Source organism: Chitinimonas sp. JJ19 (genome assembly GCF_036961565.1).
In the GTDB taxonomy this organism is placed as follows: Bacteria; Pseudomonadota; Gammaproteobacteria; order Burkholderiales; family Chitinimonadaceae; genus Chitinimonas.
In genome coordinates, this window is record NZ_JBAMDD010000010.1 from 52,607 (window position 1) to 74,294 (window position 21,688).

The 21,688-nt window shown below is 63.0% G+C and carries 18 protein-coding genes; 15 read left to right on the top strand and 3 right to left on the bottom strand.

What is annotated here, in order from left to right:
- Positions 1–20: 20 nt before the first annotated feature.
- Both V7714_RS13445 and V7714_RS13450 read left to right on the top strand, forming a co-directional pair.
- Positions 21–2,531 (top strand): ATP-binding protein, encoded by a 2,511-nt coding sequence (locus tag V7714_RS13445; RefSeq protein ID WP_335710193.1) that lies wholly within the window; start codon positions 21–23, stop codon positions 2,529–2,531.
- Positions 2,528–3,634 (top strand): hypothetical protein, encoded by a 1,107-nt coding sequence (locus V7714_RS13450; RefSeq protein ID WP_335710194.1) that lies wholly within the window; start codon positions 2,528–2,530, stop codon positions 3,632–3,634. The genes V7714_RS13445 and V7714_RS13450 overlap by 4 nt, the downstream gene beginning before the upstream one ends.
- A gap of 102 nt (positions 3,635–3,736) precedes the next feature.
- On the opposite strand, the gene hemH is transcribed toward V7714_RS13450, so the two are convergent.
- Positions 3,737–4,825, bottom strand: a complete 1,089-nt coding sequence (gene hemH / locus V7714_RS13455) for a ferrochelatase (RefSeq protein WP_335710195.1) — start codon at positions 4,823–4,825, stop codon at positions 3,737–3,739.
- Positions 4,826–5,120: 295 nt separating this feature from the next.
- On the opposite strand from hemH, the gene V7714_RS13460 reads away from it, so the two are divergent.
- Both V7714_RS13460 and V7714_RS13465 read left to right on the top strand, forming a co-directional pair.
- Positions 5,121–5,384 carry a MoaD/ThiS family protein gene (locus V7714_RS13460; RefSeq protein ID WP_335710196.1) on the top strand — a complete coding sequence of 88 codons (264 nt, stop codon included), beginning with the start codon at positions 5,121–5,123 and terminating at the stop codon, positions 5,382–5,384.
- 1 nt (position 5,385) lies between these two features.
- The gene (locus V7714_RS13465; RefSeq protein ID WP_335710197.1) at positions 5,386–6,447 is read left to right on the top strand and encodes a sialidase family protein; all 1,062 of its coding nucleotides are present in this window, start codon (positions 5,386–5,388) and stop codon (positions 6,445–6,447) included.
- Between the two features lie 170 nt (positions 6,448–6,617).
- On the opposite strand, the gene V7714_RS13470 is transcribed toward V7714_RS13465, so the two are convergent.
- Both V7714_RS13470 and V7714_RS13475 read right to left on the bottom strand, forming a co-directional pair.
- Complete coding sequence (locus V7714_RS13470; protein WP_335710198.1) at positions 6,618–7,850, bottom strand: YHYH protein; 1,233 nt, start codon at positions 7,848–7,850, stop codon at positions 6,618–6,620.
- Positions 7,851–7,939: 89 nt separating this feature from the next.
- Complete coding sequence (locus V7714_RS13475) at positions 7,940–8,947, bottom strand: FecCD family ABC transporter permease (RefSeq protein ID WP_335710199.1); 1,008 nt, start codon at positions 8,945–8,947, stop codon at positions 7,940–7,942.
- A 127-nt stretch (positions 8,948–9,074) separates the two neighbouring features.
- On the opposite strand from V7714_RS13475, the gene V7714_RS13480 reads away from it, so the two are divergent.
- From V7714_RS13480 to V7714_RS13530, 11 genes are all read left to right on the top strand, one after another.
- Positions 9,075–11,909 (top strand): valine--tRNA ligase, encoded by a 2,835-nt coding sequence (locus tag V7714_RS13480; RefSeq protein WP_335710200.1) that lies wholly within the window; start codon positions 9,075–9,077, stop codon positions 11,907–11,909.
- A gap of 240 nt (positions 11,910–12,149) precedes the next feature.
- Complete coding sequence (locus tag V7714_RS13485; protein WP_335710201.1) at positions 12,150–13,502, top strand: anti-phage deoxyguanosine triphosphatase; 1,353 nt, start codon at positions 12,150–12,152, stop codon at positions 13,500–13,502.
- A gap of 179 nt (positions 13,503–13,681) precedes the next feature.
- Positions 13,682–14,908 (top strand): MFS transporter, encoded by a 1,227-nt coding sequence (locus V7714_RS13490; protein WP_335710202.1) that lies wholly within the window; start codon positions 13,682–13,684, stop codon positions 14,906–14,908.
- Between the two features lie 11 nt (positions 14,909–14,919).
- On the top strand, positions 14,920–15,807 hold the full coding sequence (locus V7714_RS13495; protein WP_335710203.1) for a DMT family transporter: 888 nt from the start codon (positions 14,920–14,922) through the stop codon (positions 15,805–15,807).
- Between the two features lie 47 nt (positions 15,808–15,854).
- The gene (locus V7714_RS13500) at positions 15,855–16,568 is read left to right on the top strand and encodes a SapC family protein (RefSeq protein WP_335710204.1); all 714 of its coding nucleotides are present in this window, start codon (positions 15,855–15,857) and stop codon (positions 16,566–16,568) included.
- 66 nt (positions 16,569–16,634) lie between these two features.
- A complete protein-coding gene (locus V7714_RS13505; RefSeq protein ID WP_335710205.1) occupies positions 16,635–17,405 on the top strand; it encodes a substrate-binding periplasmic protein in 771 nt (256 codons plus the stop codon).
- Positions 17,405–18,079 carry a TIGR01621 family pseudouridine synthase gene (locus V7714_RS13510; protein WP_335710206.1) on the top strand — a complete coding sequence of 225 codons (675 nt, stop codon included), beginning with the start codon at positions 17,405–17,407 and terminating at the stop codon, positions 18,077–18,079. Before V7714_RS13505 ends, V7714_RS13510 begins: the two co-directional genes overlap by 1 nt.
- A gap of 68 nt (positions 18,080–18,147) precedes the next feature.
- The gene (locus tag V7714_RS13515) at positions 18,148–19,290 is read left to right on the top strand and encodes an SPFH domain-containing protein (protein WP_335710207.1); all 1,143 of its coding nucleotides are present in this window, start codon (positions 18,148–18,150) and stop codon (positions 19,288–19,290) included.
- A gap of 55 nt (positions 19,291–19,345) precedes the next feature.
- Entirely contained in the window at positions 19,346–20,104 is a 759-nt protein-coding gene (locus V7714_RS13520) for a substrate-binding periplasmic protein (protein ID WP_335710208.1), read from the top strand.
- A gap of 35 nt (positions 20,105–20,139) precedes the next feature.
- On the top strand, positions 20,140–21,225 hold the full coding sequence (locus V7714_RS13525; protein WP_335710209.1) for a hypothetical protein: 1,086 nt from the start codon (positions 20,140–20,142) through the stop codon (positions 21,223–21,225).
- Between the two features lie 223 nt (positions 21,226–21,448).
- Complete coding sequence (locus V7714_RS13530; protein ID WP_335710210.1) at positions 21,449–21,667, top strand: DUF3330 domain-containing protein; 219 nt, start codon at positions 21,449–21,451, stop codon at positions 21,665–21,667.
- Positions 21,668–21,688 lie beyond the last annotated feature (21 nt).

Consider the following 21,688-nt stretch of genomic DNA (forward strand, 5'->3'; position numbering starts at 1 on the left):
CCAGGATGAGGAAACCCCGCTTGTATACGCCCAGTCGTGCCCACGAAATATTCAGTGTCGTCTACCGCCACCTGCCCCTGCACGAGGTCCGTGCACAATGGGGCAAGCCGCCGACCCAGGGCTTGATGGCAGCCTGGTGTCTTTCTTTGCTGGCCTGTGTGGGGTTGGGCATAGCCTCCATCGTCTATCAGTGGTCCGGTCTGCCCCTGCATTTCGGTGGGGTGGATGTCTATCTCACGGCCTACCCGCCGTTGACCATCTGTGCCTTCTGGGTGCTGTGGTTTGGCTTTTGGTGGGGCGCCATACCGGCCTATGTTTCTACCTTGGTACTGGCGGTCTATTCCGGCATGCCCTTGGGCTGGTCGGTGCTGTTTGCGTTTTCCGATCCCCTGGCGCTGGCGGTATTTACCGTGGTCTATCGGGCTGTGCCCATCTCCTATGACCTGCGCTCGCTCAACTCCATCATGCTGTTTGCGCTGCTGGCCTTTGTGTCCGGCATCCTGGGCGCCAGCGGCTCCTTTGTCTGGACCCATACCAACACCATAGGCATGCACGATGCCTTCACCAACTGGCAAGGCTGGTGGCTGGGGGGCTTTGTGCAGCTATTGCTGACCGTGGCCCCGGTGCTGGCCCTGGTCAGCCCGGCGGTGGTGCGCTGGCGTGACCGGCATTTCATCACCGTGGCCGATGGCGACCATGACCAGCAACGGGTGCTGATGGCGGCGGGCATATTGGTGGCGGGGGTGTTGAGCTTTTTGTTGCTGTCCTTTGTACTGGCCCGGCAATCCAGCCTGCCCAACCCCGGCATGAGCGAGGTGGAGGCCTTGCGGCATGCGGCAAGGCTGGCCAATGAGGCGGCCTCGGCGGTCTACTGGGTGCTGGCCATCCTGCTGTTGTCCATGTCCTTCCTGGGCTATCGCTTTTTTGTGTACTGGACCAGCACGTTGGAGCTGGCACTGCGGGAGGCCGAGCAAGCCAGTCTGGCCAAATCGGATTTCCTGGCCAGGATGAGCCACGAGATACGCACCCCCATGAATGCCATTGTAGGGATGACGCGCCTGTCGCTGCGCACTGAGTTGACCCCCCGCCAGGTTGATTACCTGGAAAAGATACGGGCTTCGTCCGATGCCTTGCTGGGCATCATCAACGACATACTGGACTTTTCCAAGGTGGAGGCCGGCAAGCTACAGCTGGAGCACATACGCTTCAGCCTGGACGAGGTGCTGGACAGTGTCAGCTCCATGGTGCTGCACCGCGCCGAGGCCAAGGGGGTGGGACTGCATATTGTGGTCAGCCCAGACGTGCCGGCTGCTTTGCAGGGTGACCCCCTGCGCTTGGGGCAGATACTGACCAACCTGGTGAGCAATGCGGTCAAGTTCACCGATCAGGGTGAGGTCAGGGTCGGTATCCATCTGGTGCTGCTGGAAGGCGGGACGGCGCGGTTGCAGTTCGATGTGCGCGACACCGGCATCGGACTCAATGCCGAGCAGATCAACCGTTTGTTTGATGCCTTTACCCAGGCCGATGAATCGATTACCCGCCAGTACGGTGGTACCGGACTGGGCCTGGCCATCTGCAAGCAGCTGGTGGAGGCCATGGGCGGGCAGTTGTGGGTGGACAGCCTGCCTGGAAAGGGCAGTTGCTTCAGTTTCAGCCTGGATTTGCAGGTGGCCGAGCCGCTGGCGGCAGCCGAGCCGCGCAACCCGCCCCTGGCGACACCGGTGGAAGCCACTGCGCTGCAGGGGGCCCACGTGCTGCTGGTGGAAGACAACCCCATCAATCGCGAGATTGCCGAGGCCTATCTGCACGATGCCGGGGTTAGGGTGACGGTGGCCGAGAATGGGCAGCAGGGGGTGGACCTGGCTACGGCCCAGGTATTTGATGCCGTGCTGATGGATGTGCAGATGCCCATCATGGATGGCCTCAGTGCCGCCCGGCGTTTGCGTGAAGAGGCGAGGCTGGCCCAACTGCCCATCATCGCCATGACAGCGCATGCGCTGTCGGGCGACCGCGAACGCTGCATCGCCGCGGGCATGAACGATTACCTGACCAAGCCGCTGGACCATGATCTCCTGTGTGCCATGCTGGCCCGCTGGATGGGGCGTGTGCCACAGGCTGCAGCGGTGGGCCAGGCCGAGGCGGACAATGTGCTGCCTTTGCCGGTGTTCCCCGGCATAGATCTGGCGGTGGGCCTGCGTCGGCTGAATAACCGGCGCGAACGCTATTTCTCCATCCTCGGCAATTTCCGGCGCAATCATGCGGGCACGGCCCAGGGCATCGTGCAGGCGGCGCAGGCCGGCGAGCATGAGGAAGTCCACCGCATTGCCCACACACTGAAGTCGGTTGCCGACTATATGGGTGCATCCGAACTGACACGGCTGGCATTGGCACTGGAACTGGCCAGCGCTGAGCCTGAGCACGACTACAGCGAGGAACTGCAGGCCTTCGTAGCGGCACTGCAGGCGTTGATGCAGGCGCTGGACAGCGTTTTACCCACCGCAACTAACCCCCCCATAGAGGAGACGGTATGAGCTGGAAAACAGGGATGATGGTCGTCGCCGGCATGCTGCTGGTACAGGCCGCCCACGCCAAGGATGTGAAGGTAGACCTGGGTAGCAAGGAGCGGGTCATCCGCTTGTTTGCCTACCCCAACAACTGCAATGTAATCTGCTATCGCAACTGGACCTTGCAGCAGACGGTGGAGCATTACCTGGGGCAGAGCCTGCAGCGCGATGGCTACGCCGATGCCAAGGTCAAGGCCACAATCAGCAAGGGCCGCGTGCACGCGACCTTCCGTGGCGTGCCGCAAGGCTACGACAAACCCCTGAAAGCACTGCTGAAGACCGGCGACCTGGCCTATAGCGGTGCCAGCAAAGCCAATGCCGATGGCAAATGGGCGTACAACTGGTATTTCTTCCTGCCCCTGGGCATGGCGCTTGAGAATCGCAAGAGCGTGGAGCTGTTGCACTTTCCGCCGGATTATTCACTGACCCAGGCGCAGGACTACCTGGAGTCGGCCACGACCGACCGCTGGGCCAGCCTGCTGGAAACCAATGGCGTGGCCAAGAATGCCACGCCCGGCTATCAGACCATCATCGATATCGCCCCGATTGCCGCGCCAGCCAGTGCCGGCAGCACGCTGGAGAATATCTACGGCTATTTCACCGACTATCAGTCCGGCATGGTGGCGCAACTGACCGCGCCGGGCAGCGCTGGCGGTCCGAGCAAGCCCATGGTGGCCTTTGGCGGGCCGGTGCGCGACTGGATCAAGTCGCAGTATGGCGTCAGCCTCAGCGTGCTGGGCCTGGGCAGCATTACGGCGGCGCCGGGCCAGAATGTGTCGGTGTTGGGTTCCAACCATCCCAGCTATATCTGGTATGCGGCCGACCCGGCCAACTATGGCGGCGACCAAGCCAAGGCGGATGCCATGGGGCTGAAAGTGATGGGGCAGGACATCACCGCCGCTTGCTGGCAGGCCACCATGGGCGGGCAGCCGACCAGCGACCCGACGGCCACGCTCAATACCTGTACCCAGAAGTGGCAGGTGACCGACAAGGTGCAGACCTGCGAGTTGTTCTATACCTCCATCCGCAACCTGACACCGCAGCAGGCCCAGGCCAAGTGCCAGGCTTGATGGGCTAAGCCGGTCAGTATCAGCACAACGGCCGCGATGCGGCCGTTGTGCTGGGTATGCTGTCTGAAGGCCTGCCCGAAGGCTGATCGGGTCGGCCCAACATCAGTGCTTAGCGCCCAGTGCCCGTGCCTGGCTCAGGCGGGCGGTGGTGGCCTGCTTGTCTTCCTGGTGCTCCAGCCAACCACCCAGGTGGGGCGCCAGTATCCGGGCCAGGGCAATGATCCAGTCCGGTTCGGCATTGAGCGCCGGGATATAGCGGTACTGGCCACCACCTGCAGTCAGGAAAGTCTCCTTGCCCTCCATGGCGATCTCTTCCAGGGTTTCCAGGCAGTCGGCCACAAAGCCGGGGCAGATGACATCGAGCTTGCCGGTCTTGCGCGTGCCGAGTTGCTGCAATACCTCGCTGGTATAGGGCTTGAGCCATTCGGTGCGGCCGAAGCGCGACTGGAAGGCGACGGTGTACTGGTCCTTGTTCAAATCCAGCTGCTCGGCCAGCAAGCGGGCTGTCTTGTGGCATTGGCAATGGTAGGGGTCGCCTTTGTCCAGGCTGAAGCGCGGAATGCCGTGGAAGCTCATCACCAGGTGATCGCCACGACCCTGCTGGGCCCAGTGGCTTTGTACCCGTCGCGCCAGCGTGTCGATATAGGCCGGGCTATCGTGGAACTGCTTGACGATGCGCAACTCAGGCGGGTTGCGCAAGGTCTTGATGGCGTCGGCCAGTGCGTCCATGGCGCTACCGCTGCTGGAGGCGGCGTATTGGGGGTAGAGCGGAACCGCCAATACCCGATCACAGCCTGCGGCCTTCAGCGCCCTCAGCTTGTCGGCCACGCTGGGCTGGCCATAGCGCATGGCCCACTCCACCATCACCTGTTGCCCCGCATCCCCCATATAACCTTGCAGCAGCTTGGCCTGTTGGCGGGTGTAGATCGCCAGGGGGGAGCCGTCACGTGTCCAGATGCTGGCGTATTTGGCGGCCGATTGCTTGGGCCGGGTATTGAGAATGATGCCGTTGAGGATGAACCACCAGGCCAACCGGGGTATTTCCACCACCCGTGGGTCGGACAGGAACTGCTTGAGGTAGGGCCGCACCGCCGCCGCAGTTGGGGCAGCCGGCGTACCCAGGTTGATCAGCAGTATGCCGAGGCGGCGGGGCTGATCATGGCGGAATTCGGGTTCGGTCAGATAGGGCATGGCTTTGTCGCGTGTTTGTCCAAGACGGGATCGCTGGTCACCATGATAGCGCCAAGCGCTGCCGTCTGGGCGGGCGAGTAGGGCATACGCGCTCTGTACGTCCAAAATAGGCGCAGTCGAGCGCAGCGAGGTTCCCCGCCGGCGGGCGGGGGTAGGGGTGGGAATCGATCAAGGGAGAGCCGCTGTTTGAGTTGCTGCCATGGTCAGCACCCGGGTTGCCCGGGTGCCTGCGGTGGTCGCATCGTGACGATGCTCTCCTTAAGTCCTAAGCAGGCTCTTAGTCTATAAAGTGGGCATGCCCAAGCTAGCCTTTACCCCGCATCTGCGCCGCCACGCACCGCCCGCTGCCTCGATAGTGGCGGCAGACACGCCGCGTGCCGCGCTGGAATTGATATTCAGGGAGTATCCGCAGCTACGTGGCTATGTGCTGGATGAGCAAGGTAGCTTGCGCAAGCATGTGGCCCTGTTTATTGATGGCGAGCTGCGTCGCGATGCGCTGGACAGCCCCGTGGCGGATGACGCTGAAATCTATGTAATGCAAGCCCTCTCGGGAGGATGAGATGCAGGACACGCTCTTGATAGGCAGCCGCAAAGGCCTGCTGGTTTACCGCAAGGGGACGGACGGCTGGCAGTTGCTGAGCCAGCATTTTCTCGGTACGGCGGTGTCGGCGGTGCTGGCCACAGGCGGGCGCTGGTATGCGGCGCTGCAGGATGGTCACTTTGGCCCCAAGCTGCATGCCAGCGATGATGGTGGCGCCAACTGGACCGAGCTGGAAATGCCAGCCTTTGCTGCGGGGATGGAGGGGGCGCCAACGCTGGAGTTGATCTGGACGCTGGTGGCGGGCCAGGACGGTACGCTATGGGCAGGCGGCATACCGGCGGGTCTGTTCCGTTCTAGCGATGCCGGGCGTAGCTGGAGCTTGGTGGAAAGCCTGTGGCAGCGGCCTGAGCGGGCCAAATGGTTTGGTGGTGGCTATGATCACCCCGGCATCCATTCCATCCTGGTCGACCCACGAGACCCGGCATGGCTGGTGGTGGGCATCTCCTGCGGTGGCGTCTTGCGTAGCCGCGATGCGGGCAGGAGCTGGGAAAACGCCAGCACCGGCTTATGGGCAGCCTATATGCCGCCCGAGTCCAAGGAAGACCCCGATATACAGGACACCCACAGGCTGGCCCAGTGCCAGGCGGTGCCGCAAGCCATCTGGTGCCAGCATCACAACGGCCAGTTTGTCACCCAGGACGATCTGGGCAAGTGGGTGGAGATATGGCCTGCCGAGCCGCTGTCGAATTTCGGCTTTGCTGTGGCGGCCCACCCGCTTGACCCCCTGACTGCCTGGTTTGTGCCGGCGGCAGCCGACGATAGACGGATACCACTGGAAGGCGACTTCTATGTGCTGCGTACCCGCGATGGTGGGCGGCACTACGACAAGCTCAATCTGGGCTTGCCGGCCGCGCCGGCTTTCCATCTGGTCTATCGCCATGGTTTGGCGGTAGATGATCAGGGCCTGCGGCTGGCCATGGCATCCACCACCGGTTCGCTATGGCTGAGCGAGGATGCGGGCGAGAACTGGCTGCGGCTGTCGGCTGAACTGCCGCCCATAGCCTGTGTGAGTTTTGCTTGAGAGCCTGTATGCATTGTTCAAAAAATACAGGGTGAATACCTGCTGCGCAGGCACACGGGGGCCAGGGTGTGGGCCCTTGGCGGTAACTCAGACAGCGGTTCACCCTTGATAGCCCCCAACCTCCTGCATTCGCCCGTAACCGACCTGGGGTAGGGCCGGGGTACAGGCGACTACCTTACCCGATTGCCGCGGAAGCAGCCCAGTGTATAGGGGTACTCCCAGGTGGCGTGGTAGTGGTAGAGGCTGCGCTGCTGGCCGTCCCAGTCCAGGGTGTGGGTGTGACCGTGGCACTCGTCCAGGTCGGCATTGCTGAGCAGTTTGCCACCCTCGCCATAGCGGCCATAGATACCAAAGCCGTCATAGGCATAGCCGACCAGCGGCGAGTGCTCGGCAGGCTCTGCCTTCTCGGCAATGCAGGTGCTGATATTGTGATAGTGGTAGCTGCCATTGCGTTCGGGATGGCCTTGGCAACGATCCTGTACCTCGTGCGCCACCGCATCGCGGTTCTCGGCGTCGAGTCCATTGAAGATCACCACGCCGCTGGTCAGGATGCCGATGGCGCCACCGGGCAGGCAACTGCTGCTTGCTGCCAATTGAGGTAGGGCTGGCAGAGTCAGGCTGACGGTCTGGCCCTTGATGCTATTGGGGTTGCGGTCGTACTGGTAGGCCGGATCACTGTTGGCAATGGGATAGCTGCCCGTGGTGTGGCCGGGCAGCCCATTGCCACTGATGATACGGCTGCTGCCGCTGACGACGGCGCTGAAATTGCCGCTCCAGGGGACAGAGCCGATAACGGACAGCTTGGCGGTCAGGTCATAAGTGCCATCACCGCGTATCCACGGGCCAGTCTGGCTGGCACCGCCCACGCCACCGGTGGTGGTGCAGGCCCAGATGCTGCCTCGGGTGGGCTTGCTGCTGATCTTGCCATCGCCCATGGGCAGGCGGGTGACATCGACTGCGGCAGATAGCCCGGCCGAGCCGGCCGGCGTGACCGTGTGTACCTTGCGCAGGTGGCCGGGGGTATTGTTGAAGGCCGCCACGCTGTTGCCATAGCCCAGATACACCTCCAGGCCAGGCAGGCTAGAGAGGTCCAGGCCTTGACTGATATTGATGGCATTGACCGGGCCGAGTGTGAGGCCGGGTATGGCTACCGGGTAGCTGCCTTCGAAAGCCTGCCAGCCGCCGATGGCGTTACGCAGAAACCACTGTCCGCCATAAAGCGCGCCCAGCCAGACCTGAGTGGTGCTGCCTATCTCGGCCTCGTCCGGCACGATGATGGCGCTCAGATAGGTGTCGGAGACCTGGTTGGTATCAATATTGTGGGCTTGGACGGTCAACCCGGCGCTGATCAGGCAAGCCAGCAGGCGGGGCAGGGGTGTGAGCGGCATAGCAGCGTCCTCCATGATGTCGTCCCAGACTCTGCGCGCTAAATGTGGGGCAACTATGGAGAGTGTGCTGGCAGGCACACCTCACGCGGGGACTACGGGGAGGTTCAGGCGACCTGCTTACGTGCCCTGACCAGCAGGAACAGAAAGAAGGGGGCACCCACCACGCTGAGTACCGCGCCTATGGGCAGTTCGGACGGTACTACCACGGTACGGGCCAGCCAGTCGGCGACCAGCAGGCAGGCGGCACCCAGCAGCGCTGCGCCGGGCAGCAGGTGGCGGTGACCGGGGCCCAGCAGCAGCCGTGCCAGATGGGGGGCGATAAGGCCGACAAAACCCAGGGCGCCGCAGACCGAGACCGTCAGTGCGACGGTCAAGGCGCTCAGTGTCACCAGGCGGCGGCGCAGGCCGGTCAGCTCATAGCCCAGGTGCCAGGCTTCACGCTCGCCCAGCAGCAAGGCATCCAGCGCGCGGTATTCGCGCCACATCAGCGCCAGGCAGATGCCCAGCACCGGCAGCAGCCAGGCCAGCTGTGTCCAGCCTGCGCCGGCCAGGCTGCCCAGTGCCCACAGGGTGCTGCCACGCAGCGCCGTCTCATCGGCCAGATAGGTCAGCAGCGACAGGCCGCCGCCGGCCAGGGCATTGATGGCGACCCCGGCCAGCAGCAGGCGGCCGGCATCCTGCCCCCGGCCGATAGCCCAGGCCAGCCAGGTGGCCAGCAGGCTACCGGCAAAGGCGGCGGGGGCCACGGCCATGCCCGGCAGCATGACACGCGCCAGGGTAGCGGCCAGCGCGGCGCCGCTGGAGGCGCCTATCAGGCCAGGCTCAGCCAGGGGGTTGCGGAACACCGCTTGCAGCACGCAGCCTGCCATGGCGAGGGAGGCGCCTACCGCCAGCGCCAGGGCAATGCGTGGTAGCCGGACATCCAGCAGTACGCTCTGCCAGGTCTGCCGCAGATCGTCGCTGGCGCGGCCCCACAACAGGGCGGGAATCTCACTCACCGGGATGTCGATGGCACCACTGCCAGCAGCCAGCAGGGCCAGCAATGCCAGCGCCAGGGCGCCCAGGACGAGTGCCTTGGGGGCGCGCCGCGAGGGAAGGGGGAGGTAGGACATGGGGTGATGTTACCTGCCCGGCCCAATAACCGTCATGCCGGGTGTGCATCAGGCTGCTGCCCGACGCTGGCGATTGCAGATTTGCCCGTATAATCTGCCCCTTCCGCAACGCAGACAGATTCGCATCATGGAACTCGCCAAGAGCTTCGAACCCGGTGACATTGAGCGCCGCTGGTACCAAACCTGGGAACAGGCCGGCTATTTCAAGCCGAGCATGGACACCTCGGTCCCATCCTTCAGCATCCAGCTGCCGCCGCCCAATATTACCGGCACGCTGCACATGGGCCATGCCTTCAACCAGACCATCATGGATGGCCTGACCCGCTACTACCGCATGCAGGGCCACAACACCCTGTGGCTGCCGGGTACCGACCACGCCGGTATTGCCACCCAGATTGTGGTGGAACGCCAGTTGGCCGAACAGAAGGTCAGCCGCCACGATCTGGGCCGCGAAGCTTTTGTCGGCAAGATATGGGAATGGAAGGAAAAATCCGGCGGCACCATTACCAGCCAGATGCGCCGCATGGGCTGCTCGGTGGATTGGTCACGTGAATACTTCACCATGGACGGTGCGCGTTCCGAAACCGTGACCGAGGTGTTTGTCCGCTTGTTCGAGCAGGGCCTGATCTATCGCGGCAAGCGCCTGGTGAACTGGGACCCGGTGCTGGGCACCTCGGTGTCCGATCTGGAAGTCGAGAACACCGAAGAAGACGGCCATCTGTGGCATATCCGCTACCCCCTGGTGGACGGCAGCGGCCACCTGACCGTGGCGACCACCCGGCCTGAAACCATGCTGGGTGACGTAGCCCTGATGGTGCACCCGGAGGATGAGCGTTATACCGCCCTGGTGGGCAAGCGGGTGCGCCTGCCCCTGTGCGATCGCGAAATCCCGGTGATTGCCGACGAATACGTGGACAAGGAGTTCGGTACCGGCGTGGTGAAGGTGACCCCGGCACACGACCCCAATGACTATCAGGTCGGCAAGCGTCACGGTTTCCCCTTGATCAATGTGATGTCGCTGACCGCCCATATCCTGGACGAGGCGCAGCTGTTCGGCTTTGATGGCAGCGTGCAGGGCAGCATCCCGCTGCCTGCCGGCTATGCCGGCAAGGAGCGCTATGTGGCCCGCAAGGCCATCGTGGCCGACCTGGAAGCCCAGGGCCTGCTGGAGTCGGTGAAGCCGCACAAGCTGATGGTGCCCCGTGGCGACCGTACCGGTTCGGTGCTGGAACCCATGCTGACCGACCAGTGGTTCATGGCCATGACACGGGTGGGCGAGGGTGATCCGACTGGCAAGAGCATCGCCGAGAAGTCCATCGAGGCGGTAGAAAGCGGCCAGGTGCGGTTTATCCCCGAGAACTGGGTCAATACCTACAACCAGTGGATGAAGAATATCCAGGACTGGTGCATCAGCCGCCAGCTGTGGTGGGGGCATCAGATCCCTGCCTGGTATGACGAGCAAGGCAATGTCTATGTGGCCCGCAACGAGGCCGATGCTGTCCGTCAGGCTGGTGGCAAGGTGCTGCGCCGCGACGATGATGTGCTCGACACCTGGTTCAGTTCGGCCCTGGTGCCGTTCAGCACCCTGGGTTGGACCGGAGACGCCGAGCAGGATGCCGCCAACCCGGCGCTGAATGCCTTCGTACCGTCCGGCGTGCTGGTGACCGGTTATGAAATCATCTTCTTCTGGGTTGCCCGGATGATCATGATGAGTACCCATTTCATGGGCCGCGTACCGTTCAAGGATGTCTACATCCACGGCATCGTGCGTGACCATGAAGGAAAGAAGATGTCGAAGTCGGAAGGCAACGTCATCGACCCGGTAGACCTGATAGACGGCATTGCCCTGCCTGAGCTGGTGGGCAAGCGCACCACGGGTCTGCGCCGGCCCGAGAAGGCGCCGCAGATTGCCAAGGCCACCGAGAAGCTGTTCCCTGAGGGCATACCGGCCTATGGCACCGACGCATTGCGTTTCACCATGGCCAGCTATGCCACCCTGGGCCGCAATGTGAACTTCGATTTCAAGCGTGCCGAAGGCTACCGCAACTTCTGCAACAAGCTGTGGAACGCCACCCGCTTCGTGCTGATGAACGTGGAAGGCCAGGACACCGGCCAGGACGAAAGCCTGCCGCTGAGCTATAGCTTCATCGACAAGTGGATCATAGGCGAGCTGCAGAAGACCGAAATGGCGGTGAAGGAGGCGCTGGATACCTATCGCTTCGACCTGGCCGCGCAGGCTATCTACGAGTTTGTCTGGAATGCCTACTGTGACTGGTATCTGGAACTGGCCAAGGTGCAGATACAGCAAGGCGATGAAGCGCAGCAGCGCGCCACACGCCGCACCTTGGTCCGGGTATTGGAAGTGGCCTTGCGCTTGGCTCACCCCATCATCCCCTTTATTACCGAAGAGCTGTGGCAGACCGTGGCACCGTTTGCCAATGCGAAGAAGACCGAGTCGCTGATGCTGGCGGCCTGGCCGCTGGCGCAGGTCGAGAAGATAGACGAGCAGGCCAACAGCCGTATGGCCCAGTTCCAGGCCTTGACCATGGCAGCCCGGACACTGCGCAGCGAGATGAGCCTGTCGCCGTCGCAACGGGTGCCCTTGTTCCTGGAAGGAACGGCAGCCGAGCTGGCCGAATTCGGGCCTTACCTGACCTTGCTGTGTCGGCTCAGCGAGGTGCAGGTGGTGGCGCAGTTGCCGGCTGACGACGCACCGGTACAGGTGGTTGGTGGTACCCGCCTGATGCTCAAGGTCGAGATAGACCGTGAGGCCGAGAGGGCGCGTTTGAGCAAGGAAGTGGCGCGGCTGGATGGCGAAATTGCCAAGGCCAATGCCAAGCTGGCCAACCCGGCCTTTGCCGACAAGGCACCGGCGGCCGTGGTGGACCAGGAGCGCAAGCGCTTGGCCGACTTCAGCGAAACAGTGGAGAAAATGCGGGCGCAGCTGCAAAAGCTGGCCTGAGTTTGACCCCGTAGTGAGAAGCGCGCCCTTAGTGGCGCGCTTTTTTTATGGCAAGCTAGGCTTGGACCGACGCATTGTCGGGACAGCGGTAGCCGCAAATACGATGCAATCACCTATCGGAAGCGCCGCCACATGGGCGCCGCGCGGACGCAAGCAAGCTGTTTCAGCGCTTCCCTAACAAGACCGGATGCGCATCTGGCATGGGCCACGGTGCGCAGAACAGGCTCTGGAGTAAATGTCATGACGATATCCATGCAACAACTGGCCGACCGCATGGGCGGTGTCAGCCAGCGTAGTTATGAAACCCGTACCGAGGACGAGCGTGACTACGCCCGTATCGTCCATTCCGCCGCATTTCGCCGCCTGCAGGGCAAGACCCAGACGCTGGGTGTGGCGGAGAGCGATTTTCCCCGCACCCGGCTGACCCATTCGCTGGAAGTGGCACGCATAGGCAGCGGCATAGTCCAGGCCTTGCGCCGCCGGCTGGCTGGGCATGGCCCGGCTTTGGGCCTGGGTGAGGCGCAACGGGCCGATGTGGCTGCGCTCCTGCCCAGCGACCAGCAGATTCAGTGTATCTGCCTGGCGCATGATATCGGCCACCCGCCGTTTGGCCACGGTGGCGAGATGGCGCTGAATTTCCATATGCGCGAGCATGGCGGTTTCGAGGGCAATGGCCAGACCTTGCGCATACTCGGGCGGCTGGAAAGCTACAGCCAGCAGCACGGCATGAACCTGACCCGCCGTAGCCTGCTGGGGGTGCTCAAGTACCCGGCGCCCTACAGCAAGGTGGTGAATCAGCAGCCCTTGAACCCTGGCGTGGCCCTGACTGAGCTGCGGGCCGGCTTGCTGAAACCGCCCAAGTGCTACCTCGACAGCGAGGCCGACATCGTGGCTTGGTTGCTGTCGCCCTTTGCCGGTGATGATCGCGAGCGGCTGCAGTCCATCGTTGCTGGCGCCGAGGGGGAGCATGCCAAGCCCTGCCACAAGGGTTTCGATACCGCCTTGATGGAGCTGGCGGATGATATCTCCTATGGCGTGCATGATCTGGAGGATGCCACCTCGCTGGATCTGGTGCGGCCGCAGGACTGGGCGGCCAGCATGGCCAGGGCCGACAATCTGCCGGCATGGTTTGACCAGGACAGGCTGGGCAAGCTGTTCTTTGGCGAGCCTTACCAACGCAAGGAGGCCATAGGTGAGATCGTCCATCGCCTGATACTGTCCATCGTGCTGGTGGAGGATGAGGCTTTCCAGCATCCCATGCTGCGCTGGCAGGCCAGCCTGCCGCCGGCCGAGCGCTGTCTGCTGCGCAGCCTGCATGGCATGGTGGTCAGCCGCGTCATTGGTTTGCCTGGCACCCAGATGCTGGAGTTCAAGGGCCAGCGCATCGTCGGCGACCTGTTTTCTGTCTACGCCAGCGACCCCATGCGCTTCCTGCCCGAGACGGCCCGCCGCCAGCATGCCGAAGCGCTGGATGCCGAGGCGGCCATCCGGGTGGTGTGTGATCACGTGGCCAGCCTGACCGACGAGCAGGCGGCGCGGCAGTTCCAGAAACTGTTCATGCCCAAGATGGGGTCGGTGTTTGATGTGATGTGAGGCCCTGGCATAAGCACGCAAGCAGTATAGGGTGTTCGGTGCTGCGCTGACCGCCAGGAAAACCGGGGGCTGAGCATGTGGTGCGTCTCATGCCGCAACAAGCGCTCGATGTGGCACGGGCCCTGGTTTCTCCCGCACCCACAGCTTGCCTGGGTGCTTGTTATACATAGTGAGTGTTGATGTCGTTCAATAAAATCCGTTTGCCCCTGGCTGGACTAGTCAGCGCAGAGACGCTTTCGCTGCTGGGCAATCAGGTGGCTGCTGTTGCCATTCCCCTGCTGGTACTCCAGCAAACCGGTTCCGCCTTGATGACGGGCCTGGCGGGTGCGGTGGCAGTGCTGCCCATCCTGCTGGCTGCCCTGGTAGGCGGCCGTGCCATAGACCGCTTCGGACCTTGGCGCATCAGCCTGCTGGCCGATCTGCTGAGTGGCATATCGGTGCTGGCCCTGCCGCTGGCGTTTGCCTGGTACGGCCAGCTGCCTTTGGCCTGGATACTGCTGCTGGTATTCATGGGCGCCTTGTTCGATCCCAGCGGCTCGGCTGCACGCCAGACCCTGGTGCCCAGCCTGGCGCGGTTGGCGCGGCAGCCGCTGGAGCGGGTCAATGCCTTGCGGGGCGGGCTTGAGAATGGCGCGGATTTCGCCGGTCCCATGCTGGCTGTCGGGCTGGTAGGCTTGCTGGGGGCGGCCGGCGCACTGTATGTCAATGCGGCCAGCTTTTTGCTGTGTGCCTTGCTGGTGGCCTTGCTGGTGCCACGCAAACCGGTGCGGGCACGGCGTGAGCCCGATGAGTCGGCGCTTGCCGGTGTGCGGTTTATCCTGCGCCACCCCAGGCTGCGCCCCCTGGCCTTGCTGAGCATGATGGGCAATTTCGTGCTCTCGCCTTTTCTGGGCCTGTTGCTGCCCCTGCTGGCCGTACAGGTACACCACAACACCACTTTGCTGGGGCTGTGCCTGTCGGCCTTTGGCATCTGTGCCACGCTGGGGGCGTTGGCCTTTGCGCGCCTGAGCCGCTATTTCAGCCGCAGTGCCATCTTCTATGGCGGGCAGCTATGCACGGCGCTGGCCATCGTGCTGTGCGGCCTGGCCCAGGCACCAGCGGGTTTGCTGGCCGCTTCGGCGCTGGCTGGCTTGCTGCTGGGCGCCGGCAACCCCTTGCAGCAGACCCTGCTGCAGGAAGAAACCCCCAAGGCGCTGGCCGGGCAGGTTTTTACCGGCATGGCCGCCATCAGCTTTGGCGCCGGCCCGTTAGGCTTGCTGTTGCTCGGTGTGGCCGCACAGTACCTGGGTGCCGGCACGGCCACCTTGCTGGCTGGCGGCGCCTTGCTGATCAGTGCTCTGCTGGGTTGGCTGCTGGCGCCGTTGCATGGCCGCAGCCCAGTTGGCGTCATGCCGCAACAAGGATAGTGAGGTAGTCCGTGTCCCTGCCCAACAACCGCCGTCTCATGGGCGCCCTGTTGATACTGCTGTCTGCATTGTGCTTCGGGGTGATGCCCTTGTTCGGTCGCCTGGCGTATGCCGAAGGTGCGGATACCCAGGCGGTGTTGTTGCTGCGCTTTGTCATTGCCGGCGTCTTGCTGGCCGTTTTGATGCTGCTGCGCCGCGAGCGCTGGCCGCGCGGCAAGCTGGCGCTGGGCTTGCTGGCCATGGGGGCGGTGGGCTATGCCGGCCAGGCCTTCAGCTATTTCACCGCGCTCAAGTATGCCAGTGCTTCACTGACGGCCCTGTTGCTCTACACCTTTCCGGTTATCGTCACCCTGATCGCTGCGGTCTGGCTGCATGAGCCTTTGACCCGCCGCAAGGTGGCGGCCCTGCTGCTGGCTTCGGTAGGCCTGGCGCTCACGGTGGGCGATGCCTTGTCCGGCTCGCCGGTGGGTATCGCCTTTGGCCTGGGGGCGGCGCTGATCTACTCGGTCTATATCGCTGTGGGCACCAAGCTGACGCCCCAGGCGGGGGCATTGCCCAGCGCGACCGTGGTCATGCTGGGGGGCGCCCTGACTTTCCTGCTGGTGTCACTGTGGCAAGCGCCCGTCATGCCGCACAGCCCTTTGGGCTGGACGGCCATCGCTGCGATCGGGGTCATGTGTAGCGTGATAGCCGCACTGGCCTTCTTTGCTGGGCTGGCACGCGTGGGTGCCTCTGAAGCCGCCATGTTGTCTACTTTCGAGCCGGTAGTGACCGTAGTATTGGCTGCCGGCTTGCTGGGCGAACGACTGTCGGTCTCGCAGTGCTTGGGCGGTGCGGTTATCATCGCTGCCGTCCTGCTGTTGGCGAAGTCACCTGCCAGCGGTACACCACCGGAATAATTCAATGGCCTGGGCATGCGCCCAGGGTCACCTTCGAGGTAATACCCATGTTCTACAACAACGTCGTCCCGCTGGATGCTAGCAAGCATGCTGACCTGAAACTGAGTCTGGCGCAGAACTTCAATTTTGCCGCCAAGGTGCATGCCGTGCCCGTGGTCGGCGCCGAGTTCTCCTCGCTGATGCGCGACTACGCCATCGTGTTTGCTGAAACCGGTGAAAAGACCTACTCCCCTACCGTGATGCTGGGCCTGCGTGCCCAGGAGAACCTGTTTGTCGATGCCGAAGGCAACTGGGATGCGCCCTATATCCCCTTCTTCGTGCGTCGCTTCCCCTTTGTCACCGTCGAAGTCGAGAACGACGATGCCGTGCTGTGCATTGAAGAGAGCGTGGCGCGCACCATGCAGCGCGAAGAAGATGCTGCCATCTTTGTCGACGGCAAGCCCACCGATGCCATGAAGCAGTTTGCACAACTGATGTTCCAGTCGCGCGACGATGGCAAGCGCTCCGGCGACCTGGCCAACGAGCTGGGCAAGGAAGGCCTGCTGCATCAGGTGTCGGCCAGCGCCGAGCTGCCAGGCGGCCCGGTCAGCATGGACGGCATGTGGGTGGTGGACGAAACCAAGCTGCGCAATATCTCGGCCGCCAAGGCTGATGAGTGGCTGAAGAATGGCACCATGTCGCTGATCTACGCCCACCTGTTCTCGCTGGCCAATCTTGATGGCCTGGTCAATCGCCTGCAAAAGCGTACGCCTGCTGCCTGATCAGTCTGCTGAACACATGGCGACGTCCTCGGTCTATGCTGGAAGCCCGGCATGATGAGCGTCGCCATGTTGCGTTTACTGCTGCTGATCCTGGTGTGTTCCCTGCCGCTGCGGGCCGAGGTCGTGGTGCGTGCCTGCGGTGGCGAGGGGGAGTGGATACCCTCCAGCTATTTCAAGCGCGTCAACGGCAGCAAGACTGCCGAGGTGGCCGGGTATTCACCCGATGTATTGCGCGCCGCCCTGCGGGGCAGTGGTTACCGGGTCGAGTTTGCGCTGTTGCCCTGGTTGCGTTGCCAGCGCGAGGTGGAGCAGGGCCAGCGCTTCCAGTTGGCCATGGGCATGCTGCACAGCCCGGAACGGGCGCGGCTTTATCGCTTCAGCGATGCCTATCTGCGGTTTCAGCCGGGCTACTTCTATCTGCACAGGCGCTATCCGCAGGGTTTGCAGATACGCGAGCTGGATGAGCTGAACCGGTACAAGGTGTGTGGCCTGTATGGCTACAACTATGGCTTTACCCGCCTGCAGCCAGGACAGATGGACAACGGTGCGCTGGATTACCCGGCGGCCATGGCCAAGCTGGCCTTCGGGCGCTGCGAGATACTGATCGAAACACTGGAAGTGATGGCAGGCCAGCGTCGGCTTGGGCGCCTGTCCTACGATGCCGACCTGTTGCGTGGCCGACCCCTGCCGGAAACCCCGCCGGTAGTGGCCCATTTTGCCATCAGCCCGCAGATGGCGGATGCCGATGCCTTTCTGCGGATTCTCAATGCCGGACTGGCCCGCTTGCATCGTGAGCGCAAGCTGGAGGCCATACTGCGTATGCATACTTCTCCCTGATGCTGACCCTGCTTGCGGACGAGCCGCGCTTTATCCTGATAGACAAACCTGCTGGCCAGAGCTTTCACCGCGAGGACGGGCAGCGGGGCGTGCTGGAACTGCTGCGTGAGCAGACTGGCCAGGGGGAGTTGCATGCGGTGCACCGGCTGGACCAGCTGACATCGGGGCTGCTGCTGGTGGCCAAGGGTGCCGAGGCGGCGGCGGAGTTTGGCCAATTGTTTGCCCAGCGGCAGATACGCAAGTACTACCTGGCGTTGTCGGATCGTGCGCCCAGCAAGAAGCAGGGCACGCTCAGCGGGGATATGGAAAAAGGCCGCAATGGCAGCTGGCGTCTGTTGCAAAGCCGCCAGGATCCGGCGGTGACCCAGTTCTTCACCGCAGGCGTAGGCAACGGCCAGCGCGCCTTTGTGGTCCGGCCGCTGACAGGCCGCACCCACCAGATACGGGTGGCCCTCAAGGCGCTTGGCAGCCCCATACTGGGGGATGCGCGCTACGGTGGCAGCGAGGCTGATCGCGGCTATCTGCACGCCTATGCCCTGGAATTCAGCCTGGGTGAGACCCACTACCGCTATGCCTGCCCGCCGCGTGAGGGCGAGCACTGGCACAGCCCCGGTGGGCAGCTTGCCTTTGGTCGTTTTGCCGAACCGTGGTGTCTGGCTTGGCCTGGAAGCTGACTAGGGCTATTGTTGTAAACCTCCGGGTTGCCAGGCAGCCGGGGGATCAATACATAAGGAGTATGGAAATGAGTCTGTGGAACAAGCTCACCGCTGAGTTTATCGATATAGTCGAATGGACCGAGGACAGGCCTGAGGTGATGGCCCATCGTTTCGAGCGGCATCAGAATGAACTCAAGATGGGCGCAAAGCTCACGGTGCGCGAAGGCCAACTGGCCGTGGTGGTGAACGAAGGGCAACTGGGCAAGAACCAGGTGGCCGATGTGTTCACGCCCGGCATGTACACCCTTAATACCGAGAACATGCCCATACTGGCCACCCTCAAGGGTTGGAAGTACGGCTTCAATTCGCCCTTCAAGGCCGAGGTGTATTTCTTCAACACCCGCAAGTTCACCGATCTCAAGTGGGGCACGGCAGGCCCGGCCACCATGCGTGATCCGGAGTTCGGTGCGGTGCGGGTTACCGCCTTCGGCCTTTATGTGATTCGTATTGCCGATGCCAAGACCTTCCTGGTCGACATCATGGGCACCAAGGCCGAATTCACCACCGAGGATATCGAGGCCAACCTGCGCGGCAAGGTCGGCACCCGTATCAAGGAAGTGATGCCGGAGATCGGCGTGCCGGTGATAGACCTGGAAGGCAAGGTCACCCTGGTTGGCGAGAAGATACGCGAGCGTATCGCCGGCGATTTCGCCGGCATGGGCCTGGAACTGTGCGAGATACAGGTGCAGGATATCGGCCTGCCGGAAGAGGTCGAGAAAGCCATAGACCAGCAAGGCGCGATGCGTGCCATCGGCAATATGCAGCAGTTTGGTCAGTACCAGGCGGCCCAGGCCATGCGCGATGCCGCGCAGAACCCCGGCATGGCCGGCACCATGATGGGCATAGGGGTGGGTGGCATGCTCAACCAGGGCATGGGCAATCTGTTCCAGCAGCCTGCCCAGGCCGGTGGCGGCATCTCGGGCTCGGCACCCGCGCCGGCGGCACCGGTTCCGCCGCCGATACCGGGTGCGGTCAGCTTCCATGTGGCGGTGAACGGCCAGCAGGCCGGCCCGTTCGATCTGGCGGCACTGCAAGGGCAGCTGCAGGCGGGTAGTTTCAACCGCGACAGCCTGGTCTGGAAGGCCGGCATGGCAGCCTGGGGCAAGGCCGGCGAGCAGCCGGAGCTGGCAGGGCTGTTTGCCCATATGCCACCACCCATACCGCAGTAAAGTGATCTACCCGGCGCCGTGGGCGCCGGGTTTCTTTCACCACCCCGCCATCGCCATGATACGAATGCTCGGCCAGGTCCTGCTGTTGCTCTGTAGCGCGCTGCTGGCAGCTGCACCGCCACCAGCCCTGCCTGTGGTGCGTGTCGCCGCGCCCGAGGGCATGGACGCTACGGTGCAGGTGGGTGAGCTGGTCCTGCGCGAGGCCTACCGGCGCATAGGTTACGAGATGCAGCTGGACAAGCTGCCCAGCCTGCGTTCGCTGGCAGTGGTGGATGCCGGCAAGTATGACGCCGAGCTGGGGCGTATTGCCGGGATGGAGCAGCAGTACAGCAATCTGCGTATGGTCCCGACCTCCCCCCTGTCGCTTACCGTGGCGGCCCTGACACTCAAGCCCGAGATCGTGGTGCGCGATTGGGAAGACCTGCGCGGTTGGCGGGTGGCGGCGCAGCGCGGCGCCAAGGTGGTAGAAGCCAGGACGGCCGGCATGGATGTCAGTTTCGCCACCACACCCGATGCCATGGTGCGCATGCTGCTAGCGGGCAGGGTTGATGTGGTGCTGGGCAGCCCCATCAGCATGCCGGCTGTACTGGCGGGTATGCGTCGCCGTGGCGAGCTGGCGGCGGATACCCGCTTGATGGAGCGGGAGTTCTACAGCATGCCGGTTTACCACTATGTCCATACCCGCAACACCCATCTGATCGTGCCGTTGGAGCAAGCCTTGCTGGCCATGCGTAAGGACGGTTTCATCGACCGTGCGCTGCGGCAAGTCACGGCACAGCAAGTCGATGATGTGCTCGGCAAGCACAAGCCCTAACCTCAACACTTGACCCGACCTAGTCGTCAGCCTACATGACCACCAACCATTATCCTTGCACGGCCTGTGGTGCCAAGCTTGAATTCGCGCCTGGCCAGCACGCTCTCCAGTGTCCTTATTGCGGCGCGCAGAACGCCATCGCTGTAGCGGATGTAGCGGAGCAGGAAACCGCAGTAGCCGAACTCGATTACCAGGCTTATCTGGCTAAGGCAGCAGGCAATGAGCCGCAGATAGAGCGACAGACGGTGAAGTGCCCCGGCTGTGGTGCAGCATCGCAGTTGCCGGCCAATACCACGGCAGATCGCTGCCCGTTTTGCGCCGTGCCGCTGATTGCCAGCAATGCCTATGCCCAGCGCACCATACAGCCCAAGGCGGTAGCACCGTTCGAGATCAAGGAGAACCAGGCCAGGGCCAGCTTCAAGGACTGGATACATGGGCTGTGGTTCGCCCCCAATGCCCTGAAGCAGGCCTACCGCGCTGCCAGTGGCTTGAAGGGCATCTACCTGCCTTACTGGACCTATGATGCCCATACCGACACGCCCTACCGTGGCGAGCGGGGCGACTACTACTATGTGAGCGAGACCTATACCGACAATGGTGTCACCAAGACTCGGCAGGTACGCCGTACCCGCTGGTCTTCGGCTGCGGGCGAGGTGAGCGTGGGCTTTGACGATGTCACCGTGCCGGCAACCCAGTCGCTGCCCACCCAGTACCTGCATGGACTGCAACCCTGGCGCTTGGACAAGTTGCAGCCCTATCGCGAGGACTTCCTCACCGGCTTTACCGTGGAAGCCTACCAACTGGGCCTGCAACCGGGCTTTGCCGAGGCGCAGGGGCTGATGGAGCCCACCATACGGGAGGCCATCCGGCGTGATATCGGTGGTGACGAGCAGCGCATACACAATATGTCGCCGCACTACTACGACATCACTTTCAAGCACATCCTGCTGCCCATCTGGTTGTCCAGCTACCAGTATGGCGGCAAGACCTGGCGCTTTGTCGTCAATGGCCAGACTGGCGAAGTTCAGGGTGAGCGTCCCTGGTCGGCCTGGAAGATCGCCGGGGCCATCCTGCTGGCCTTGCTGCTGCTGTTTGTGGTGATCTACCTGAGTGGGGAATAGCGGTTGCCTGGTGGGTAGCGCCGGCTATCGGATTGATTGCCTGAATCAACTTCACAAGCTGCCGGGGTGGGCGTAGTGTGGTGTGAGAGCTTGTTTGCGATCTTTTCATCACACCGTTCGAGACGGATAAGGTATTGAACGCGGCGGTGAGGCGAAAAGACTTTGAACAGGCTCTAAGGGAGTGTATCGGCGCAGCAATGCTGCGGCTTACCAGGAGATTGCCATGCATGCTCATCCCACCCAGGCACAGGTGCCGGCCCTGCCCACGTTGAATTGCCAGGTATGCCTGGCCGAGATTCCCGCTTCTGAAGCCGCCAGCAGCGAAGCCACCGATTATGTGGCGGCTGTCTGCGGGCTGGAATGCTATGTACAGTGGCAGGCGCAGACGGGCGCCCTGGTGCCAGAATCTCCGGCAGCCGGCGAGGCGGCTGCCCAAGCGTAGCGTCACCCGGTTGTCTCACCC

Bases quoted from the DNA above. Each gene is read 5' to 3' on its own strand.
- V7714_RS13450 (WP_335710194.1), top strand. From the start codon at position 2,528: ATGAGCTGGAAAACAGGGATGATGGTCGTCGCCGGCATGCTGCTGGTA.
- hemH (WP_335710195.1), bottom strand. From the start codon at position 4,825: ATGCCCTATCTGACCGAACCCGAATTCCGCCATGATCAGCCCCGCCGC.
- V7714_RS13460 (WP_335710196.1), top strand. From the start codon at position 5,121: ATGCCCAAGCTAGCCTTTACCCCGCATCTGCGCCGCCACGCACCGCCC.
- V7714_RS13465 (WP_335710197.1), top strand. From the start codon at position 5,386: ATGCAGGACACGCTCTTGATAGGCAGCCGCAAAGGCCTGCTGGTTTAC.
- V7714_RS13470 (WP_335710198.1), bottom strand. From the start codon at position 7,850: ATGGAGGACGCTGCTATGCCGCTCACACCCCTGCCCCGCCTGCTGGCT.
- V7714_RS13475 (WP_335710199.1), bottom strand. From the start codon at position 8,947: ATGTCCTACCTCCCCCTTCCCTCGCGGCGCGCCCCCAAGGCACTCGTC.
- V7714_RS13480 (WP_335710200.1), top strand. From the start codon at position 9,075: ATGGAACTCGCCAAGAGCTTCGAACCCGGTGACATTGAGCGCCGCTGG.
- V7714_RS13485 (WP_335710201.1), top strand. From the start codon at position 12,150: ATGACGATATCCATGCAACAACTGGCCGACCGCATGGGCGGTGTCAGC.
- V7714_RS13490 (WP_335710202.1), top strand. From the start codon at position 13,682: ATGTCGTTCAATAAAATCCGTTTGCCCCTGGCTGGACTAGTCAGCGCA.
- V7714_RS13500 (WP_335710204.1), top strand. From the start codon at position 15,855: ATGTTCTACAACAACGTCGTCCCGCTGGATGCTAGCAAGCATGCTGAC.
- V7714_RS13505 (WP_335710205.1), top strand. From the start codon at position 16,635: ATGTTGCGTTTACTGCTGCTGATCCTGGTGTGTTCCCTGCCGCTGCGG.
- V7714_RS13510 (WP_335710206.1), top strand. From the start codon at position 17,405: ATGCTGACCCTGCTTGCGGACGAGCCGCGCTTTATCCTGATAGACAAA.
- V7714_RS13515 (WP_335710207.1), top strand. From the start codon at position 18,148: ATGAGTCTGTGGAACAAGCTCACCGCTGAGTTTATCGATATAGTCGAA.
- V7714_RS13520 (WP_335710208.1), top strand. From the start codon at position 19,346: ATGATACGAATGCTCGGCCAGGTCCTGCTGTTGCTCTGTAGCGCGCTG.
- V7714_RS13525 (WP_335710209.1), top strand. From the start codon at position 20,140: ATGACCACCAACCATTATCCTTGCACGGCCTGTGGTGCCAAGCTTGAA.
- V7714_RS13530 (WP_335710210.1), top strand. From the start codon at position 21,449: ATGCATGCTCATCCCACCCAGGCACAGGTGCCGGCCCTGCCCACGTTG.